Origin of the sequence: Aminobacter sp. MDW-2, assembly GCF_014250155.1 — a bacterium.
In the GTDB taxonomy this organism is placed as follows: domain Bacteria; phylum Pseudomonadota; class Alphaproteobacteria; order Rhizobiales; family Rhizobiaceae; genus Aminobacter; species Aminobacter ciceronei.
In genome coordinates this window covers 1,523,458-1,540,255 of record NZ_CP060197.1, presented here as the reverse complement: position 1 = coordinate 1,540,255, position 16,798 = coordinate 1,523,458, and the positions used below count along the sequence as shown (strand labels likewise).

Genomic DNA, 16,798 nt, shown 5'->3' with positions numbered 1-16,798 from the left:
GCTAGAAACGGTCAGTTCATCGTCGGGATGATGAACTCCACGCCGTTGGGCTTAGTTCATCGTCGGAATGACGAACTCCGCACCGTCCTTGACGCCCGACGGCCAGCGCGAGGTCACCGTCTTGGTCTTGGTGTAGAAGCGGAACGCATCCGGACCGTGCTGGTTGAGGTCACCGAAGGACGAAGCCTTCCAGCCGCCGAAGGTGTAGTAGGCGATCGGAACCGGGATCGGCACGTTGATACCGACCATGCCGACCTGGACGCGTGAAGCGAAATCGCGGGCGGCGTCGCCGTCGCGGGTGAAGATCGCCACGCCGTTGCCCATCTCGTGGTCGTTGGCCAGCTTGATGGCGTTCTCGTAGGTCGGCGCGCGCACCACCGAGAGAACCGGGCCGAAGATCTCTTCCTTATAGATGCGCATATCGGCGGTCACATGGTCGAACAGACAGCCGCCCATATAGAAACCGTTCTCGTAGCCCTGCATCTTGAAGCCGCGGCCGTCGACGACGAGCTTGGCGCCTTCCTTGACGCCGATGTCGACGTAACCCTTGATGCGCTCCAGCGCCTCACGGGTGACGACCGGGCCGAAGTCGGCGGACGAGTCGGTCGACGGGCCGACCTTCAGGCTCTCGACGCGCGGGACCAGCTTTTCCATCAGCCGTTCGGCGGTGTCGTGGCCGACGGGAACGGCCACCGAGATCGCCATGCAGCGCTCGCCGGCCGAGCCGTAGCCGGCGCCGATCAGCGCGTCGACGGTCTGGTCCATGTCGGCGTCGGGCATGATGATCATGTGATTCTTGGCGCCGCCGAAGCACTGCACGCGCTTGCCGTTGGCGCAGCCCCGGCTGTAGATGTACTGGGCGATCGGCGTCGAGCCGACGAAGCCGACGGCCTTGATGTCGGGATCGTCGAGGATCGCGTCGACAACCGTCTTGTCGCCGTTGACGACGTTGAGGATGCCTGCCGGAAGGCCGGCTTCGAGGAACAGTTCGGCGATGCGCAACGGCACGCCCGGGTCGCGCTCTGACGGCTTCAGGATGAAGGCGTTGCCGCAAGCAATCGCCGGCGCGATCTTCCACAGCGGGATCATCGCCGGGAAGTTGAACGGGGTGATGCCGGCGACGACGCCGAGCGCCTGGCGCATCGAGTAGACGTCGATGCCGGGGCCGGCGCCGTCGGTGAACTCGCCCTTCATCATGTGTGGAGCGCCAATACAGACTTCGACAACTTCAAGGCCGCGCTGGATGTCACCCTTGGCGTCGGCAATGGTCTTGCCATGCTCGCGCGCCAGAAGCTCGGCCAGCGAGTCGTATTCCTTGTGCACCAGCTCCAGGAACTTCATCAGCACGCGGACGCGGCGCTGCGGATTGGTGGCCGCCCAGGCAGGCTGTGCTGCCTTGGCATTCTCGACGGCGGCGCGCAGTTCCTGCGCCGAGGCGAGTGCCACCGTGGCGCGTACCGAACCGTCCATCGGCTGCAGCACGTCCTGCTTGCGCCCGCTGGTGCCGGCGACATGCTTGCCGCCGATGAAATGACCGTAATCGACCATTGCTTCTCTCCCAATTCTTTGTTGATGGCTCATTGTCCCGCTTAACGCGCGCCTTTGCAACGCGAGGGTGAACGCAACCGTTGTGCAGAAAATAATGTCCGACGGGAGCTTGAATGCGATTTCATGCATAGTAGGGTGCACGGATCGTAGCCCTTCGCCCGAGGTCGGAACCACCGATGAACTGGGATGACGTCCGCATCTTCCTCGCCGTCGCGCGCACCGGCCAAATCCTCGGTGCGGCACGGCGGCTCGAGCTCAACCACGCAACCGTATCTCGGCGCGTGGCAGCCCTCGAAGAGGCGCTGAAGACAAAACTCTTCCGCCGGCTGACCACCGGCAGCGAACTGACGCCCGCCGGCGAGCGCTTCCTCGAAGTCGCCGAGCGCATGGAAGCCGACATGCTGACTGCCCGCGCCGAAATTTCGGGCGAAGGCGACGAAGTGTCGGGCACGGTGCGCATCGGCGCGCCTGACGGATTCGGCGTTGCCTTCCTGGCGCAACGCCTGGGCACGCTGACCGCCCAGCACGCCGACCTGCGCATCCAGCTCGTTCCGGTCCCAAGGACATTTTCACTGTCGCGGCGCGAGGCAGACATCGCCATCACCACCGAGCGGCCGAGCGAAGGCCGACTGGTGGCGGCAAAGCTTGTCGACTATTCGCTCGGCCTGTTTGCTTCCCGCGCCTATGTCGAACAATACGGCCTCCCCACCTCGCGCCCCGAGCTTTCGGCCCACCGCCTGATCGGCTACGTACCCGACCTCGTGGTCAGCTCATCGCTCGACTACGCCGCCGAGTTCAGCCCGTCATGGGAGTCCGCCTTCTCGATTTCGTCCGCGCTCGGGCAGGTCGAGGCGGTGCGCTCAGGCGCTGGCATCGGCATACTGCACACCTTCATTGCCCGCAGGATTGCCGACATCGTGCCGGTAACGGCGATCCCGCCAATCCGCCGCGCCTACTGGCTTGTCTATCACGAGTCCGTCCGGCCTTTGCGCCGCATCCAGACGGTGGCGGGCTTCATCACCAAAGCTGTGGAACGCGAGCGGGCGCTGTTCATCTGAACAGCCTTCCGACAAGCTCACACATCCGCTAACGTCGGTACTCCAACCGAGGAAACCGATTTGCTGCCCCGTCCCTACGCAGAATTGCTGCGCAAGGCCCGGCGCGCCACGAGGCGCGCCGATGAGGCCGAAGATCTGTTACAGACGGTTCTGGTCGCGGCGGTCGAGGCGGGGCGCACCGACCTGTCGAATGTCGAGAACCGGCGCTGGCTTGAAGGCGCATTGCGACGCCGCGCCGCCTTCGACGCGCGTTCGGCAGTTCGGCGCAGAAAACGAGAACAACCTTTCGCAGCCATCAGCTGCGAGCCAAAGCCCCAAGAAGCCTTGCCGGTCAGGTTCGTCGCGACCTTGCCCCCTGGCTTGCGCACGACGACGCTGCTGGCGCTGACAGGCCATACGCGGCAGGAAATCGCCTGGCTGCAGCACCTCGCCGATCCGGCCTTGCGGCAGCGCATCGCAGAAATCCGGCGGCGCTGGTTGGCCTATGGCGGTGGCTCCTTTGGGGAAATTCCGGGCCTGACCGGCACTCTTGCCTTCGGCAGCATCAGGCGTTCCCTGCTCGCTTTGGCCAGGCAACCGGGCGCCCTGCTCGCCAGCCACGACCCCGACGGGCACCTTTTTGTCGTCGGCACCTCACAAAACCCGGCGGCACGGCAACTCAACAGGCGTGCAACCGACCTCACGGAGTGACCATATGTTCGGCAAAAGCAAACTCGGTAACATCTGCTACTACGTCTCGAACATCGACAAGACCGAAGCCTTCTATCGCGATGTCATGGGTCTCGAGGTCCAGCGCATGGAAGGCGACGCCGACACCGGCGGCGACTGGCTGCTCGCCAATACCGCCAATGGCGTCGACCTGATCTTCTTTGCGATGGAGTCCCGGCCCGGCAACTCACCGATCATCGTCTTCGAGATCGCCGACGGCGGCATCGATGACATCGTGTCGACGCTGGCCGACAATGGCGTGACCATCGTCACCCCGGTGAGCCACGCGCCGGGCGGATGGTCATCCGAATTCACCGATCCCGACGGCCACGTCATCTCGATTTACCAATCGGCGGAGGCGCCGCGCTCGCTGAAGGTGGCCTGACGTCAGGCCCAAAAGCGCTCAGGGCCAAGGCCGCTGATATCGATCTCCGGCTCGCGGCCGGAGATCATGTCGGCAAGGATTTTCGCCGAACCGCAGGCCATGGTCCAGCCTAGCATACCGTGGCCCGCGTTGACGTAGAGGTTCGGCAGCTTGGTCCGTCCCAGAACCGGCGGACCGTCAGGCGTCATCGAACGCAAGCCGCACCAAAAGCGCCCTTCGCGCAGATCGCCGGCATCCGGAAACAGCTCGCTTAGCGCACGCTCGAGCGGCACCCGACGCTGCTCGTGCAGGGTCAGATCGAAGCCCGAAATCTCCACGGTGCCGCCGATGCGGATGCGGTCGCCAAGCCGTGTGACCGCGACCGTGCCGGCAACATCGATAACACTCGAGGCAGGCGCTGCATCGACGTCGGCGATCGGCACCGTCAGCGAATAGCCCTTCAGCGGATAGAGCGGCAGGCGCTGGTGCAGCTTACGCATGAAGCGTTCGGAATAGCTGCCCGCCGCCAGAACGAACGCGTCGGCGTCCTCATGGCCGTTGACCGTGACGCGCTGAACTTTCCCGGCCCAGGCATCGATCGAAAAGACCTTCTGCCCGAACTTGAACACCACACCGCGCGCGGCGCACAACTCGACCAGGCGCTCGGTAAACAAGCTGCAATCACCGGTCTCGTCGTCAGGCAGGCGCAGGCCGCCAGATAAGCTGTGGCGCGAGCGAACAAGACCGGGCTCCACTTCAACGCATCCCGCCGCATCGAGAATTTCGTACGGCACCTCGAGCCTGTCGAGCACGGCGACATCCGCAGCGATGCCGTCGAGTTGTTCCTGGGTGCGAAACAGTTGCAGCGTGCCATGACTGAGCTCGTCATAGGCGATGCCGGTGCCTTCGCGCAGCACCCGCAACATGTCGCGGCTGTATTCGGCGAGCGGCACCATCAGCGACTTGTTCGCCTGGTAGCGCTCGGCCGTGCAATTGCGCAGCACCCGGGCCAGCCACATCCACATCTTGGGGTCGAATTTCGGCCGGAAGGAAAAGGAGTCATCCTTCATGGCGAGCCATTTCAGCGCCTTGAGCGGCAAGCCAGGTGTTGCCAGAGGCGAGGCACAGCCGGAGGCAATCTCGCCCGAATTGGCATAGCTGGCTTCTTGCGCCGGCCCCTTCTGGCGGTCGTAGACGACCACCTCGTGGCCGGCCTCGGCAAGATAGTAGGCAGTCGTCACCCCGATGACGCCGCCGCCGACGACTATGACCTTCATTGCGCCCCCAGATACAGGCTCCGACATATCAGGTCGATTTCGGAGCGTGCATATTCCCGATTTGCGGCTGCTTCGAGCACTCTCCGAAGCGCGGCAGACGGCGCCGGTCAGGCCGCAGACGGGCCCGGATCATCGCCATTTGTCGAGATGTGCCGGATTTTTCGCGGCACGCCAAGAGCTTGCGGCTCATCGGCGCTGAACACCAGCACTGGAAAGCGGCGTTCAGATGGGTCGGGACGAAGGTCCGGCGTCGCGATGCCCGGCCGCGCCGCCTCGGGCTGGTAGTGAATCTCGTCGACGCAGATGGTCTCGGTTGCACCGCGGCCGCAGTCGATCGATATCGACTGGCCCTTGCGCAGGCCGAGCAGGGCAAGCCCGCGCGGCACGGTGATCGGGATGATCTGCCCGACCATGCCGTCCATCGGCCCATGCGCCACGATCCGGGTATGCGGCGCGCCACCATCGACGCTGAAGGTGACGCGGCTGTTCAGCGTCACCACGTCGGCGTCGGCCTCATTCGAAAACACGACCTGGGCCGAAGCGAGCTTCCGGCGCAACAGCGCCACCAGCGGACCGCCCGACCAGGCGAGGCGGTCGAGCATCGTCTTGACGATGGCAAAATCCTTGGTCGTCAGCTGACATTTGGACATGGCTTGTCTCCGCAAGCACCGGGTGTTGCCCGGCATGCAGCGCCAAGGCGTCAAGGTGGACGCGCAGGCGGGATTTCAGGAGTGGGCTGGCAGGAGCGCGCCGTCAGTTGGCGTCCGCACGGGGCGCTTCGACGGTCACGATCTCCAGTTCGAGACGGCGCCCGTCGCGCGATGTCCAGGCAACTGACTGACCTTCGCGGAGACCGATCAGCGCTGCACCCACCGGTGTCAGGATCGAGACCTTGCCTTCGGCGATGTCGGCCTTGCCGGGATAGACCAGCGTCACCGTCTTGACCTCGCCGTCGCCGCCGCGGAACGTCACGGTCGAGCCCATGCGCACGACATTGGCCGGGATGCGGCTAAGCGGCTTGATCTTGGCGCGCTCCATTTCGGCGAGCAGTTCCTCGGCGATTCCAGGTAGACGTTCGAGGCTGGATTCGGCGAGGCCGGTCAGCCTGGCATGATCGTTTTCGCTCACCACGATCTCATGTTCGCGGCGCTGCTTGATGTTCTGGCGCAATGGATACTCCACGGATTCTCGTCCGGCCGTGGCGGAAACGCTCACGACCGGTCCGTCCGCGCAAAAGCGGACGTGCCCAAATGTTCAGACCGTTCCGCCCAGCGGCCCGGTGCTCATGATTTCATGCATTGAAAAGTGCCCCGCAGGCTCGGACGTCGCACAGCGACCGAGCCGGGGCTAGGATCCCGCGATGGGGCAGACCCGGAACAAGGCAAAGCTGCCAATATGAGCGTAAGTGCACATGGCCGGAGGGTCGCCGACCCCGCCCTGCTTGTCAAGGGCGGCCGGCCAGATGCTATCCGGCCAAGTATTATCCGGCCAGGTGCCTGAACGCCGCCACGACCTCGTCATAGACCTTGCGCTTGAACGGCACGATCAGTTCCGGCAGCTCGAACATCGGCTTCCACGCCCAGCGGTCGAATTCGGCCGAATGGCCGCCCGGCGGCGGGTTGATGGCGATCTCGCTTTCCTCGCCCTCGAAGCGGAAGGCGAACCATTTCTGCGTCTGGCCGCGATATTTGCCCTTGAGGGCGATGCCGAGCAGATGCGGCGGCAGGTCGTAGTTGATCCAGTCGGGCGCCTCTGCAAGCAGGCTGACGCTGCGCATGCCGGTCTCTTCATAAAGCTCGCGGAGTGCGGCCGGATACGGATCTTCACCCTTGTCGATGCCGCCTTGCGGCATCTGCCACAACTGGTCGGTATCAGACAGTTCGCTGTCCGGCTCGGCGATGCGGTGGCCGGCCCAGACCATCCCCCTCGCATTCAGCACCATGATGCCGACGCAAGGACGGTAGGGCAGATCTGCGGGCGCTTTCAGGGTCTTCGACATCAAGTCCTATCCTCGTTCGGGGTCGCTCGCGACAGCCGAGATCGGCACGATCTCGATGCCGCGCTTGCGTGCCTCGCTTGCCCACGAGGCCACGGCGTCGACGGTGACGTCGAATGCATTGCCGGTGCCGATGGCAAAGCCCTTTGCGCGCGCCGTCCGCTCCAGCTCGTCGAGCTTGTCGAGGATCGCGCCGCGATCCTGAACGCCGTCGATGATGGCATCACCAGCAGCAAACGGCACGCCGTTCTTCAACGCTGTCTCAGGTGCGAGGCTTCGTGCCGATGTGCCGTCGTCGACATAACCGATGCCACGCTTGCCGAGCTCGGCCATCATCACGCCCATCGCCTCGGGGTTCGTCGAGAAGCGCGCCCCCATGTAGTTCATCACGGCGGTGTAGTTTGTCGTCCGCGACAGCGTCCAGCGCAGGTTCTTGAGGATCTCGTCGGCACCGGCCTCGACGGTCAGCGTGTTGCGACCGGGATTGATGTTGGGAAAATCGAACGGCTCGAGCGGCACCTGCATGACGATCTCGTGGCCCTCGCGCCGCGCCGCCTGCATCCATCGGCCAAGGCTGTTGCCCTGCGGCGCGAAACCGAGCGTGATCTCCGGCGGCAGCTTGCCGATCGCCGTCTGGGTTCCGGTCTGCGACAGTCCGAGCCCGCCGATCACGATCGCCACCCGCGCGCCACGCGCACCGGACCAGGCCCGGGCATAGACGTCGAACGGACGGCGCCCGTCGGCGGCGCGGATCGGCAACGGCCCGGCGGGGCTGGCCTCGATCAGTGCCTTCTCCGGCAAATGGGCGACGCGCACATTCTGCCCGACGGCAGAGGGATCGCGGACGACGACGGCACCACCCTCGCTCTCTGGCGGGTTGACGCGGATGATCTGCGGGCCGCCGCTCGGCGTCTGTGCCGGCTTCGGTTTGGCCACGGGTTGTGCGGGCGCCGCGGCAACCACCTCGGGCGTAACCACCGCAACGACTTCAGGCGTGCGATAAGGCTTCTGGCGAAAGGCGATCGACGCCGACGCCGCCACCAATGCCAGGACGCACAGGCCGGCAAGCAGCGGCCCCTTGCGCAGCCAGGCAGAGCGCTTGCCAGTCGGACGGCGCGGCGCCTGTCCAAGCGGACGGTCGATTTCCTTTTCGATCTGCACCACGCCGTGCCCTGTGGCCGAAGCCAGCCTCCCCGAATCAAACTGCCGGAACCTTGCGGTCCCGGCAGCATGGCATTGTCACGTAAAGCAGGCCAGCGCTTCGCCGGTCGCCCCTTACTGCTGGTTCATCACGGCCTTGTCGGGGTTGGGCGGGAAGGCCGGATCGGTCTTCTGTCCACGCAACAGCTCCAGTGCGTAATTGAGCTGCAAGTCGTCCTTCGGCTCCGGCGGCACATAGGCTGCCGAGCCCGAACCCTTGTCGCTTTCCTCGGCCCCCTTGATATGGCCCTTGAGTTCGGACTCGCCACGGGTCACGTCGCGGCCCTGCAGGTCTGCCGGCAGCGGCTGGTCGACCTTGATGTCGGGCGTGATACCCTTGCCCTGGATCGACTTGCCTGACGGCGTGTAATAAAGCGCCGTCGTCAGCCTGAGCGCGCCGTTCTCGGCCAGCGGGATGATGGTCTGCACCGAACCCTTGCCGAAGGACTGCGTGCCCACCACGGTGGCGCGGCGCAGATCCTGCAACGCGCCAGCCACGATTTCCGAAGCACTCGCCGAACCGCCATTGATCAGGACGATCAGCGGCTTGCCGTCGATGTCGTCGCCGGGACGCGAGTCGAAGCGGGTGATGTCCTTCGGATCGCGGCCGCGGGTCGAAACGATCTCGCCGCGGTCGAGGAAGGTGTCGGAAACGCTGACCGCCTGGTCGAGCAGGCCGCCCGGGTTGAGGCGCAGGTCGAGCACATAACCCTTCAACTTGTCCGCCGGGATCTGCTTCTTGATCGTCGTGATCGCGTTTTGCAGGTCGTCGAAGGTCTTTTCGGTGAAGGAGGTGACCTTCAGGTAGCCGACATCGTTGTCGACGCGGAACTTGACCGCCTTGACCTTAATGACGTCGCGCATGATCGACAGCTCGATCGGCTTGTCGGCGCCTTCGCGCAGGATCGTCAGCTTGATCGGGGTGTTGATCAGGCCGCGCATCTTTTCGACGGCGTCGTTCAGCGTCAGGCCGCGAACTTCCTCGCCATCGATCTTGGAAATGTAATCGCCGGCCAGCACGCCTGCCTTGGCGGCGGGCGTGTCGTCGATCGGGGTGATGACCTTGACCAGCTCGTTCTCCATCGTCACCTCGATGCCGAGGCCGCCGAATTCGCCCTTGGTCTGGACACGCATGTCCTTGGCCGCTTCAGCGTTGAGATATGACGAATGCGGATCGAGCGAGGTCAGCATGCCGTTGATGGCGTTCTCGATCAGCGACTTTTCGTCCGGCGGGGTCACATACTGACCGCGCACGCGTTCGAAGATGTCGCCGAAGATGGCGAGCTGGCGGTAGGTTTCGGAACCCGCCGCATTCGCTGTCGAGCCGGGCGCACCGTACACCAGGCTCATCGCGGAGCCTCCCATCAGCGCCCCGGCAAGCAGAAGCGACAGTTTACGCATCATTTCATGTCCTTCCAGAGGTGCGGTCCGCCCACCACGGGGTCGGATCGACGGGTTTTCCATCCTTGCGGAACTCGACATAGAGTTCCGGCGTCGCATTTGCATTGTCCGAGGCTGAGGTGCTCGCCACCCTCGCCTCTCCCATCGCACCGATCGGCTCGCCTGCTAGTACGGACTGACCCGGCGCGACGCTGATTCTGCTCATCCCCGCCAAGACGACATGATAGCCGTCGCCGGCGTTGAGGATCAAGAGTTGACCATAGGAGCGGAAAGGCCCCGCATAAAGAACGCTTCCATCCGCCGGAGCGGTGACGATGGCGCCCGATTGTGTCGCAACCATGTCCCCAAGCATGGTGCCGCCGATGCCATCGTCGGCGCCGAAGCGGCGTTTGATACGCCCGGCGACCGGTAGCGCCACCTGCCCCTGGAGCAAGGAAAATGGAGCGGAAGCAACAAGTTGGTTGGCTTCCGGCACCACCGGAACGACCGGTTCGTTTGCTGCCTTGGCTGCCTCCGCGGCAGCCTTTCGAGAGGCCTCTGCGTCGGCGGCCTTCTTCGCCGCCTGCTTGTCGAGCGAGGCGATCAAATCTTTGAGACTTTCGGCTCGCGCTGCGAGTTCGACTGAATTTTTCGTCTCTTCGGCAAGCGCTGTCTCGGATTCCGAGCGTAGCCGGTTCTTGGCTTCGAGCAGCAGGTCCAGTCGCGCCTTTTCGCCGGCCTGCGCCGTCATCGCGGTTGTCAGGCGGTCACGTTCCGCCTCGATCGAGGCCACAACCCGTGACAGCTCCTTGAGGTCGGCCATCAGAATCTCGGTCTCGGAGCGCAGCTCAGGCACCACGGCGCCGAGAAGGATGGCGCTGCGGATCGACGACAGCGCGTCTTCCGGCTTGACCAGGATCGCCGGCGGCGGATTGAGGCCCATGCGCTGCAACGCGCCAAGCACCTCCGCCAGCACGCCGCGGCGCATGTTGAGCGAGGTGCGGATGCCCGCCTCCTGCTCTTTCAGCCCTTCGACCTTGCCGGCGATATCTTCGATGTCTTGGGCGAGCTTGCGCTCAGTCTTTGCCGACTGGATCAGCGCCGCGGTGATCGAGGCGTGATCCTTCTTCACCTGGGCAATCTCGGCCGCCAGCTTTTCGCGCCGCTCGGCTGAAACCTCGATGACGCGCGACAGGTTCTCGAGTTCGGACCGCGTACGGTCCGGGTCCGGCAAGGGCGGGCCTACCTGGGCCAATGCGGCTCCGCAGGCGAGCGCGATCCAGCCTGCGGCGACGATGCCGCGGCATGGTTGGAGCCACGACTTCACTGGGGAATTCCGCGCCATGCGATGATCCGGTTGTATGCTTGCGACCTTAGCGGCGGCATCGTTAACGAACCATCAACCATGTTCACCGGGCACGACCGCGGGCGGACTTTTGCCCAGCCATTTTGTCAAATTCCGGACGCTGCCATTATTTTCCTGTTCGAATTTGTATAGTGGACGCGATACGCCTTGTCGGAGAACCCACATCACAAGACCAAAGAGGTTCCTCTCACTGGCATGTATCTGCTCGGCACTTATCGCAGCGACGGATGCGTTGACCATCGAGAGCCGCGCCATAGGCGACGTATATTCGCTCTACGAATACTTGTCTGGTCAGGACCTTACCGGGGCAGCCCAAGAAAAGCTCGCAGCCTTGGCGTGCCGGAAAAGGACGACGCCGCCTTTGTACTTCGGCACCAGCGTTTTCTGCTGCAATATGCAGACCTTGTGCGGTAATCCAAACGAGCACGTGGTCTACTATTCCCGAACCAGAGGCGCATACATGGTGCCGGATCCATTTGCTGAACGGTTCGCCAGATCCTGCCCGGAAATGCTAACTGACAAGGCGCTTGCCGACATGTCAGCCCATTCACGCGCGATGATAGGGATGCCCTGAAAGAATGGTCGCCGCGCGATAGAGTTGCTCGCCAAGCATGATGCGGACCATCTGGTGCGGCCAGGTCGCGGCACCGAACGAAATCAGCATCTGGGCTTCGTTGCGCAGCGCCTCGTCGTGGCCGTCAGGACCGCCAATGGCAATCATCACGCCGCGCTGGCCGCCGTCGCGCAGCGACGACATCTTGTCGGCAAATTGCTGCGAGGAGAGATTCTTGCCGCGTTCGTCGAGCAGGATGAGTGCGGTTCCCGGCGCCATCTGGGCGCGCAGCCTATCGGCTTCTTCGCGCCGCCGCTCATCAACGGTCTGGGCACGGCTTTCTGCGATCTCGGTAACTCCGGAAAAATCGAGGCCGAGCGGGCCGCCGCTTTTCGAGAACCGATCGAGATAGCGGTCGGCGAGTTCCTTCTCGGGGCCGGCTTTCATCCGGCCCACGGCATGTACCCAGACTTTCATCCCTGGCGTCTAGCGGCTCAATGAACCGTTTCTTCCTCGAGATCCGGCGCCTGCCACATCTTTTCGATGTTGTAGAACTCGCGGATTTCGGGCCGGAAGACATGGACGATGATATCGCCTGAATCGATGAGGACCCAGTCGGCACCTGACAGCCCCTCGACGCGGGCGGCGCCGAGACCGGCATCCTTCAGCGCTGTGAGGAGATGATCGGCAACCGCCGCGACATGACGGTGCGATCGACCCGAGGCGATGACCATGTAGTCGCCGAGGCTCGATTTCCCCTGAATGTCGATGGAGACGATGTTTTCGGCCTTGGAGTCTTCCAGACTGTCAAGGACTGTCTTGAGGGCGCGGGCAACGGCGTCGAATTCGCCTACCCCGGCCGGCGAAGGCATGACTTCCGCCTTCTTCCGAAGTGCTGTTCTCAGTGTCTTTCCTTTCCGACAGGAACAACCAAATCACCCTGAACTCGGGCGACACCATTTAGATAGGCAGAGTTAGGCTACAGTTTCAAGACAGCGACAACAAGTTGATCGTCCCGGCAGCCCTCGCGCCAGGGTTCCTATGGCTCGGTCGACGGCGGCAGCTGGGCCGACATCGGCGCAAAGCTGCCAGCATCGGCCTCCGGCACCGCCGGACTGATACGCAGGCGCCAGAGCACGAAAGCGGTGAACAACGCCGCGATGGCAGTGGCGACATACATGAAAGCCTGGGTTCCGTAGAAAGCCGTCAGCAAGGTGCCGAGGCCGGGAACGATGAAGCCCGACAGCGACCAGGCAAACAGCATGCTGCTCGACAGTGCCACGAGGTCGTCCTTGTGGGCGCGGTCGCTGGCATGCGCGCTCGACAGCGAGTAGATCGATTCGCTGGTGCCGCTCCACACGACATAGATCGCGACCATCAGCGGCAGGGCACTGCCGTCGAAACGGTTTGCCGCAATCCCGGCGATCACCACCAGGAGCCCCGCCGCCACCAGCACATAGCGCCGGTCGGTTCGATCGGAGATCCAGCCCAGCGGGATCTGGAACAGGAGCGTACCGAGGGGCATGGCAAACAACAGCGTCGCCACCTCCTGCTGGCTGAAACCGCTCGCCGTGGCGTGGATCGGCGCGAAGCCGGCGATCATCATCGACAGACCACCAACCGCAAGCATACCGGCGACGCCGACGGGAGAGATCCGCCACGCCCGCGCCAGCGCCACAGAGGCCGCCAGCGGTGGCGGCGGCTGCCGCAGCCGGGTCAGCCCGACGGGCAGGATCGAGATGGCGGCGGAGGCCACGCAAAGCAACGGCGCCTGCGCGGTTGCGATGTCGACGAAGCGCAGCAGGAACGAACCGATACCGAGGCCGACGACATAAGCGACGTAGAAGATCGCCATGACCCGGCCGCGTATGTCGTTGCCGACGGCGTCGTTAAGCCAGCTCTGCGCGACGATGAACAAGCCGCAGATGGCAAAGCCATAAAGCGCCCGAGCGGCGATCCAGACGAAGGGGAACGTGCCCGCAGCGACGGCAACGTTGGACAGCACGATCAGGGCGGAAAACACCATGTAGGCACGGGCATGGCCGACACGGCGCACCAGCGCTCCGGTGAGCAGGCAGCCGGCAAGGCCGCCCGCCGACAGGCCGGTCAGCATCGTGCCCGCCCAGGTCGGCCCATAGCCCGCGGCCCCCAGGCTGACAGGGATGTAGCCGAACATCAGGCCGTTGCCGACGGCGAGCAGCGCCATCGCCAGGATCACACCGGCAACGGCGATCGCCGGCGTGTGGTCGCCCTCTTCGACTTCGCTGATCATCCCGTGCCGTTGTTCCATGCAGCCAGTTTCGCGGCTGCGATACATTGGCGCCGCTGCATTTGCGACATCGGCCGTGCAGGTTCAGCCAATAGTCCGGACTGGATCAAGACGGGCCGACCGGCGTTATTGCCATCGACATCGGCGCAAAAAAGCGCTGTGCAGCAAGCACGATCAAATGGACTTCCCCGCAAGCAGGCATATCGGGGTCGTCCTCATGCCGGAAACAACAATGACCCCTGTTCAGAAAGCCATCTGGTACATCGAGAGCCACTACCTCAAGGACATCGGCCTCGATGACATCGCCGCCGCTGGCGGGGTCTCGCGTTTTCACATGTCGCGCGCCTTCGCTGCCGCCACCGGCCAATCGGTCACGGGCTATATCAGGGCCCGCCGCCTGATCGATGCCGCGCTGGCGCTGGCCAAGGGCGCGCCCGACATTCTGGCGGTCGCGCTCGACGCCGGTTACGGCTCGCATGAGGCGTTCACCCGGGCCTTCCGCGATCGCTTTGGGCAGACGCCCGAGGAGGTGCGCGCCAATGGCTCCGTTTCACAGACCCAATGCCTGGAGCTTCTCAAAATGGACGAGACCTTCGTCGAAAATCTCGCCCCGTCGCGCTTCGTCGATGGCGGCCCCCTGCTCATAGCCGGCTTCGGCCAGCGCTACACCAGCGAAACGAGCCTGGCGATCCCGTCGCTGTGGCAGCGCTTCGGCCCGCATTTTGGCAGCGTGCCCGGCCAGAAGAACCATGTCGGCTATGGCGTCTGCTGCAATTTCGACGACGACAGTTTCGAGTACATCGCCGGCGTCGAGGTCAAGGATTTCGCCGACCTGACCTCGGAGTACACCCGTCTGCGCATCCCGCCGCAGCGCTATGCGGTGTTTGCCACCACCGACCACATTTCGATGATCCGTCGCATCACCCACACGGTGTGGAGTAAGTGGCTGCCGACATCGGGGCATGAAGCCGCAGACGGTCCCAATTTCGAGCTCTACCCGGAGAGCTTCGACCCGGCGACGGGCAATGGCGGCTACGAGATCTGGATCCCGATCAAAGGCTGACGCAATTCCAGGAAAACTGTACCGCGGTTTTCCGTCCGGACGGCTAGGACTTGCCCTTGGCCGTCCCGTTCCTCAGCGCCGTCGACGACAGCAGGGAACGGGGTCCGTGGATGAAGGTCCAGGCAGGGGCCTTCATCCGCGCCAGCAGCGGCGCGTCGCCCTCGTCGACACGTGCATAGTCGAAGGTCTTGGCGACCACAGACGACAGGAATGACAGCGTCGCCCCCGGCCGGTCGATGACGGCGATCGGGAAGGTCGTCGCGATCTGCCGCCAGCGCTGCCAGCGATGGAAATCGCGCAGATTGTCGGCGCCCATGATCCAGACAAAATCGACGCCCGGGTTGCGCGCCTTGATCAGCGCCAGCGTGTCGGCGGTGTAGCGCACATTGTGGCTCGCCTCGAAGGCGGTGACCTTGATGCGCGGGTTTTCCGCGATCTGCTCGGACAGTTCGATGCGTCTGGCCAGCGGCGCCAGCTCGCGTGTGCTTTTCAGCGGATTGCCTGGGGTGACCATCCACCACAGCTGGTCGAGTTGCAGCCGGCGCATGGCGATTTCAGCGACGAGGCCATGGCCGGCATGCGGCGGGTTGAACGACCCGCCGAACAGCCCGACCTGCATGCCTTTCATGGCATGCGGCATGCGAAGGTACTTTTGGGAAACTGGCGGCTCCGAAGGCAACAGCAACTTTAGGCCCCCTGAGCCGTCACACCAGCCCGATGCTTTCCGTCACGGCCGAAGCTGGCCGTTGCCGCGCACACGGTATTTGAACGAGGTCAGTTGCTCGACGCCGACCGGTCCGCGCGCATGCATCTTGCCGGTGGCGATGCCGATCTCCGCACCCATGCCGAACTCCCCGCCGTCGGCGAACTGGGTTGAGGCGTTGTGCAGCAGGATCGCCGAATCGATCTCGTTGAAGAAACGTTCGACGGCCTTCGCATCCTCGGCAACGATCGCCTCGGTGTGGTGTGAGGAGAACGTCTCGATATGCTCGATGGCGCCGGCGACCCCGTCGACAAGCTTCACCGAGATGATGGCGTCGAGATATTCGGTCACCCAGTCGGCATCGGTCGCCGGCTTGGCGTCGGCAAAGGCCGTGACCACATCCGCGTCGGCATGAATTTCACAGCCTGCCTTGCGCAGCGCTTCGAGCACCGGAATCAGATGTGTCGCCGCAACTGCGCGATCAACGAGCAAGGTCTCTGCCGCGCCGCAGATGCCGGTGCGGCGCATCTTGGCGTTGACTGCGATCGCCACTGCCATGTCGAGCTTGGCCGATTTGTCGATGTAGAGATGGCAGATGCCCTCGAGATGGGCGAATACCGGCACTCGCGCCTCGGTCTGAACGCGTTCGACAAGGCTCTTGCCGCCGCGCGGGATGATGACGTCGAGATTGCCCGACAGGCCCTTCAGCATTTCGCCGACGGCGGCACGGTCGGCCACCGGCACCAACTGGATCGCGTCCTCGGGCAGGTTGGCCGACTTCAGTCCCTCGGCGAGGCAAGAATGAATCGCCAGCGACGAGTTGAGCGAATCCGAGCCGCCGCGCAGGATAACGGGGTTGCCGGCCTTGAGGCACAGCGCACCGGCATCCGCCGTGACATTGGGACGGCTTTCATAGATCACGCCGATGACGCCGAGCGGGGTGCGCACGCGCTCGATATGCAGGCCATTGGGGCGGTCCCATTCGGCAATCACTTCGCCGACCGGGTCCCTGAGATCGGCAATGGCGCGGATGCCGTCGGCCATGTCGCGGATTCGGCCCGACGTCAGCTTCAAACGATCCATGAACGAACCGCTGAGACCGGCTTCTTCCCCGTTCTTCACGTCGATGGCGTTGGCTTCGAGGATCTCGTGCTCGCGATGCAGGATGGCTTCGGCCATGCCGATGAGGGCAGCATGCTTGCGTTCGGCGGAGGCGACAGCGAGTGGGCGGGCGGCGGCACGAGCCTTGCGGCCGATATCAGCCATCAGCCGCGCCGTATCCTCATGGGACTTCTCATGCGCCTTCAGCATGT

General features: G+C 64.0%; 17 protein-coding genes. 4 read left to right on the top strand and 13 right to left on the bottom strand.

Features of this window, described 5'->3' with window-relative positions; genetic code table 11:
* Positions 1 to 51: 51 nt before the first annotated feature.
* The gene (locus tag H5P29_RS07490) at positions 52 to 1,548 is read right to left on the bottom strand and encodes a CoA-acylating methylmalonate-semialdehyde dehydrogenase (RefSeq protein ID WP_067956617.1); all 1,497 of its coding nucleotides are present in this window, start codon (positions 1,546 to 1,548) and stop codon (positions 52 to 54) included.
* Positions 1,549 to 1,724: 176 nt separating this feature from the next.
* Here H5P29_RS07490 and H5P29_RS07485 point away from each other — a divergent pair, with 176 nt between their 5' ends.
* The 3 genes from H5P29_RS07485 (at position 1,725) to H5P29_RS07475 (ending at position 3,699) form a co-directional block, all read left to right on the top strand.
* Positions 1,725 to 2,606 (top strand): LysR family transcriptional regulator, encoded by an 882-nt coding sequence (locus H5P29_RS07485; RefSeq protein WP_154386189.1) that lies wholly within the window; start codon positions 1,725 to 1,727, stop codon positions 2,604 to 2,606.
* A gap of 84 nt (positions 2,607 to 2,690) precedes the next feature.
* Positions 2,691 to 3,296, top strand: coding sequence for a transcriptional regulator (locus H5P29_RS07480; RefSeq protein ID WP_246340712.1), 606 nt, complete (start codon positions 2,691 to 2,693; stop codon positions 3,294 to 3,296).
* A gap of 4 nt (positions 3,297 to 3,300) precedes the next feature.
* Entirely contained in the window at positions 3,301 to 3,699 is a 399-nt protein-coding gene (locus H5P29_RS07475; RefSeq protein WP_154386190.1) for a VOC family protein, read from the top strand.
* 2 nt (positions 3,700 to 3,701) lie between these two features.
* Here the strand turns inward: H5P29_RS07475 and H5P29_RS07470 are convergent, their stop codons facing one another.
* The 10 genes from H5P29_RS07470 to H5P29_RS07425 all read right to left on the bottom strand — a co-directional run bounded on the left by H5P29_RS07470 (position 3,702) and on the right by H5P29_RS07425 (position 13,722).
* Positions 3,702 to 4,955, bottom strand: a complete 1,254-nt coding sequence (locus H5P29_RS07470; protein ID WP_154386191.1) for a D-amino acid dehydrogenase — start codon at positions 4,953 to 4,955, stop codon at positions 3,702 to 3,704.
* A 107-nt stretch (positions 4,956 to 5,062) separates the two neighbouring features.
* The gene (locus H5P29_RS07465) at positions 5,063 to 5,605 is read right to left on the bottom strand and encodes a GreA/GreB family elongation factor (RefSeq protein WP_185910299.1); all 543 of its coding nucleotides are present in this window, start codon (positions 5,603 to 5,605) and stop codon (positions 5,063 to 5,065) included.
* Between the two features lie 103 nt (positions 5,606 to 5,708).
* Complete coding sequence (rnk, locus tag H5P29_RS07460) at positions 5,709 to 6,125, bottom strand: nucleoside diphosphate kinase regulator (RefSeq protein ID WP_067956606.1); 417 nt, start codon at positions 6,123 to 6,125, stop codon at positions 5,709 to 5,711.
* A 310-nt stretch (positions 6,126 to 6,435) separates the two neighbouring features.
* Positions 6,436 to 6,954: an RNA pyrophosphohydrolase gene (locus H5P29_RS07455; protein ID WP_067956604.1), complete on the bottom strand. Its 519-nt coding sequence runs from the start codon at positions 6,952 to 6,954 to the stop codon at positions 6,436 to 6,438.
* 6 nt (positions 6,955 to 6,960) lie between these two features.
* Positions 6,961 to 8,115: a divergent polysaccharide deacetylase family protein gene (locus H5P29_RS07450; protein ID WP_185910298.1), complete on the bottom strand. Its 1,155-nt coding sequence runs from the start codon at positions 8,113 to 8,115 to the stop codon at positions 6,961 to 6,963.
* Between the two features lie 111 nt (positions 8,116 to 8,226).
* Positions 8,227 to 9,555, bottom strand: coding sequence for a S41 family peptidase (locus H5P29_RS07445; RefSeq protein ID WP_154386194.1), 1,329 nt, complete (start codon positions 9,553 to 9,555; stop codon positions 8,227 to 8,229).
* Position 9,556: 1 nt separating this feature from the next.
* Complete coding sequence (locus tag H5P29_RS07440; protein WP_154386195.1) at positions 9,557 to 10,876, bottom strand: murein hydrolase activator EnvC; 1,320 nt, start codon at positions 10,874 to 10,876, stop codon at positions 9,557 to 9,559.
* A gap of 568 nt (positions 10,877 to 11,444) precedes the next feature.
* Positions 11,445 to 11,927 carry a 23S rRNA (pseudouridine(1915)-N(3))-methyltransferase RlmH gene (rlmH, locus tag H5P29_RS07435; RefSeq protein ID WP_067956598.1) on the bottom strand — a complete coding sequence of 161 codons (483 nt, stop codon included), beginning with the start codon at positions 11,925 to 11,927 and terminating at the stop codon, positions 11,445 to 11,447.
* Positions 11,928 to 11,944: 17 nt separating this feature from the next.
* The gene (gene rsfS / locus H5P29_RS07430) at positions 11,945 to 12,322 is read right to left on the bottom strand and encodes a ribosome silencing factor (RefSeq protein ID WP_154386196.1); all 378 of its coding nucleotides are present in this window, start codon (positions 12,320 to 12,322) and stop codon (positions 11,945 to 11,947) included.
* 167 nt (positions 12,323 to 12,489) lie between these two features.
* On the bottom strand, positions 12,490 to 13,722 hold the full coding sequence (locus H5P29_RS07425; RefSeq protein ID WP_246670818.1) for an MFS transporter: 1,233 nt from the start codon (positions 13,720 to 13,722) through the stop codon (positions 12,490 to 12,492).
* Between the two features lie 229 nt (positions 13,723 to 13,951).
* Here H5P29_RS07425 and H5P29_RS07420 point away from each other — a divergent pair, with 229 nt between their 5' ends.
* Positions 13,952 to 14,782 carry an AraC family transcriptional regulator gene (locus tag H5P29_RS07420; RefSeq protein ID WP_067966027.1) on the top strand — a complete coding sequence of 277 codons (831 nt, stop codon included), beginning with the start codon at positions 13,952 to 13,954 and terminating at the stop codon, positions 14,780 to 14,782.
* Positions 14,783 to 14,825: 43 nt separating this feature from the next.
* Here H5P29_RS07420 and H5P29_RS07415 read toward each other — a convergent pair whose 3' ends face one another.
* On the bottom strand, positions 14,826 to 15,422 hold the full coding sequence (locus H5P29_RS07415) for a nicotinate-nucleotide adenylyltransferase (protein WP_067956595.1): 597 nt from the start codon (positions 15,420 to 15,422) through the stop codon (positions 14,826 to 14,828).
* A gap of 87 nt (positions 15,423 to 15,509) precedes the next feature.
* Positions 15,510 to 16,796 (bottom strand): glutamate-5-semialdehyde dehydrogenase, encoded by a 1,287-nt coding sequence (locus tag H5P29_RS07410; RefSeq protein ID WP_154386199.1) that lies wholly within the window; start codon positions 16,794 to 16,796, stop codon positions 15,510 to 15,512.
* Positions 16,797 to 16,798: the final 2 nt, after the last annotated feature.

Bases quoted from the DNA above. Each gene is read 5' to 3' on its own strand.
- H5P29_RS07490 (WP_067956617.1), bottom strand. From the start codon at position 1,548: ATGGTCGATTACGGTCATTTCATCGGCGGCAAGCATGTCGCCGGCACC.
- H5P29_RS07485 (WP_154386189.1), top strand. From the start codon at position 1,725: ATGAACTGGGATGACGTCCGCATCTTCCTCGCCGTCGCGCGCACCGGC.
- H5P29_RS07475 (WP_154386190.1), top strand. From the start codon at position 3,301: ATGTTCGGCAAAAGCAAACTCGGTAACATCTGCTACTACGTCTCGAAC.
- H5P29_RS07470 (WP_154386191.1), bottom strand. From the start codon at position 4,955: ATGAAGGTCATAGTCGTCGGCGGCGGCGTCATCGGGGTGACGACTGCC.
- H5P29_RS07465 (WP_185910299.1), bottom strand. From the start codon at position 5,605: ATGTCCAAATGTCAGCTGACGACCAAGGATTTTGCCATCGTCAAGACG.
- H5P29_RS07455 (WP_067956604.1), bottom strand. From the start codon at position 6,954: ATGTCGAAGACCCTGAAAGCGCCCGCAGATCTGCCCTACCGTCCTTGC.
- H5P29_RS07445 (WP_154386194.1), bottom strand. From the start codon at position 9,555: ATGATGCGTAAACTGTCGCTTCTGCTTGCCGGGGCGCTGATGGGAGGC.
- H5P29_RS07440 (WP_154386195.1), bottom strand. From the start codon at position 10,876: ATGGCGCGGAATTCCCCAGTGAAGTCGTGGCTCCAACCATGCCGCGGC.
- rlmH (WP_067956598.1), bottom strand. From the start codon at position 11,927: ATGAAAGTCTGGGTACATGCCGTGGGCCGGATGAAAGCCGGCCCCGAG.
- rsfS (WP_154386196.1), bottom strand. From the start codon at position 12,322: ATGCCTTCGCCGGCCGGGGTAGGCGAATTCGACGCCGTTGCCCGCGCC.
- H5P29_RS07425 (WP_246670818.1), bottom strand. From the start codon at position 13,722: ATGATCAGCGAAGTCGAAGAGGGCGACCACACGCCGGCGATCGCCGTT.
- H5P29_RS07420 (WP_067966027.1), top strand. From the start codon at position 13,952: ATGACCCCTGTTCAGAAAGCCATCTGGTACATCGAGAGCCACTACCTC.
- H5P29_RS07415 (WP_067956595.1), bottom strand. From the start codon at position 15,422: ATGCCGCATGCCATGAAAGGCATGCAGGTCGGGCTGTTCGGCGGGTCG.
- H5P29_RS07410 (WP_154386199.1), bottom strand. From the start codon at position 16,796: ATGCTGAAGGCGCATGAGAAGTCCCATGAGGATACGGCGCGGCTGATG.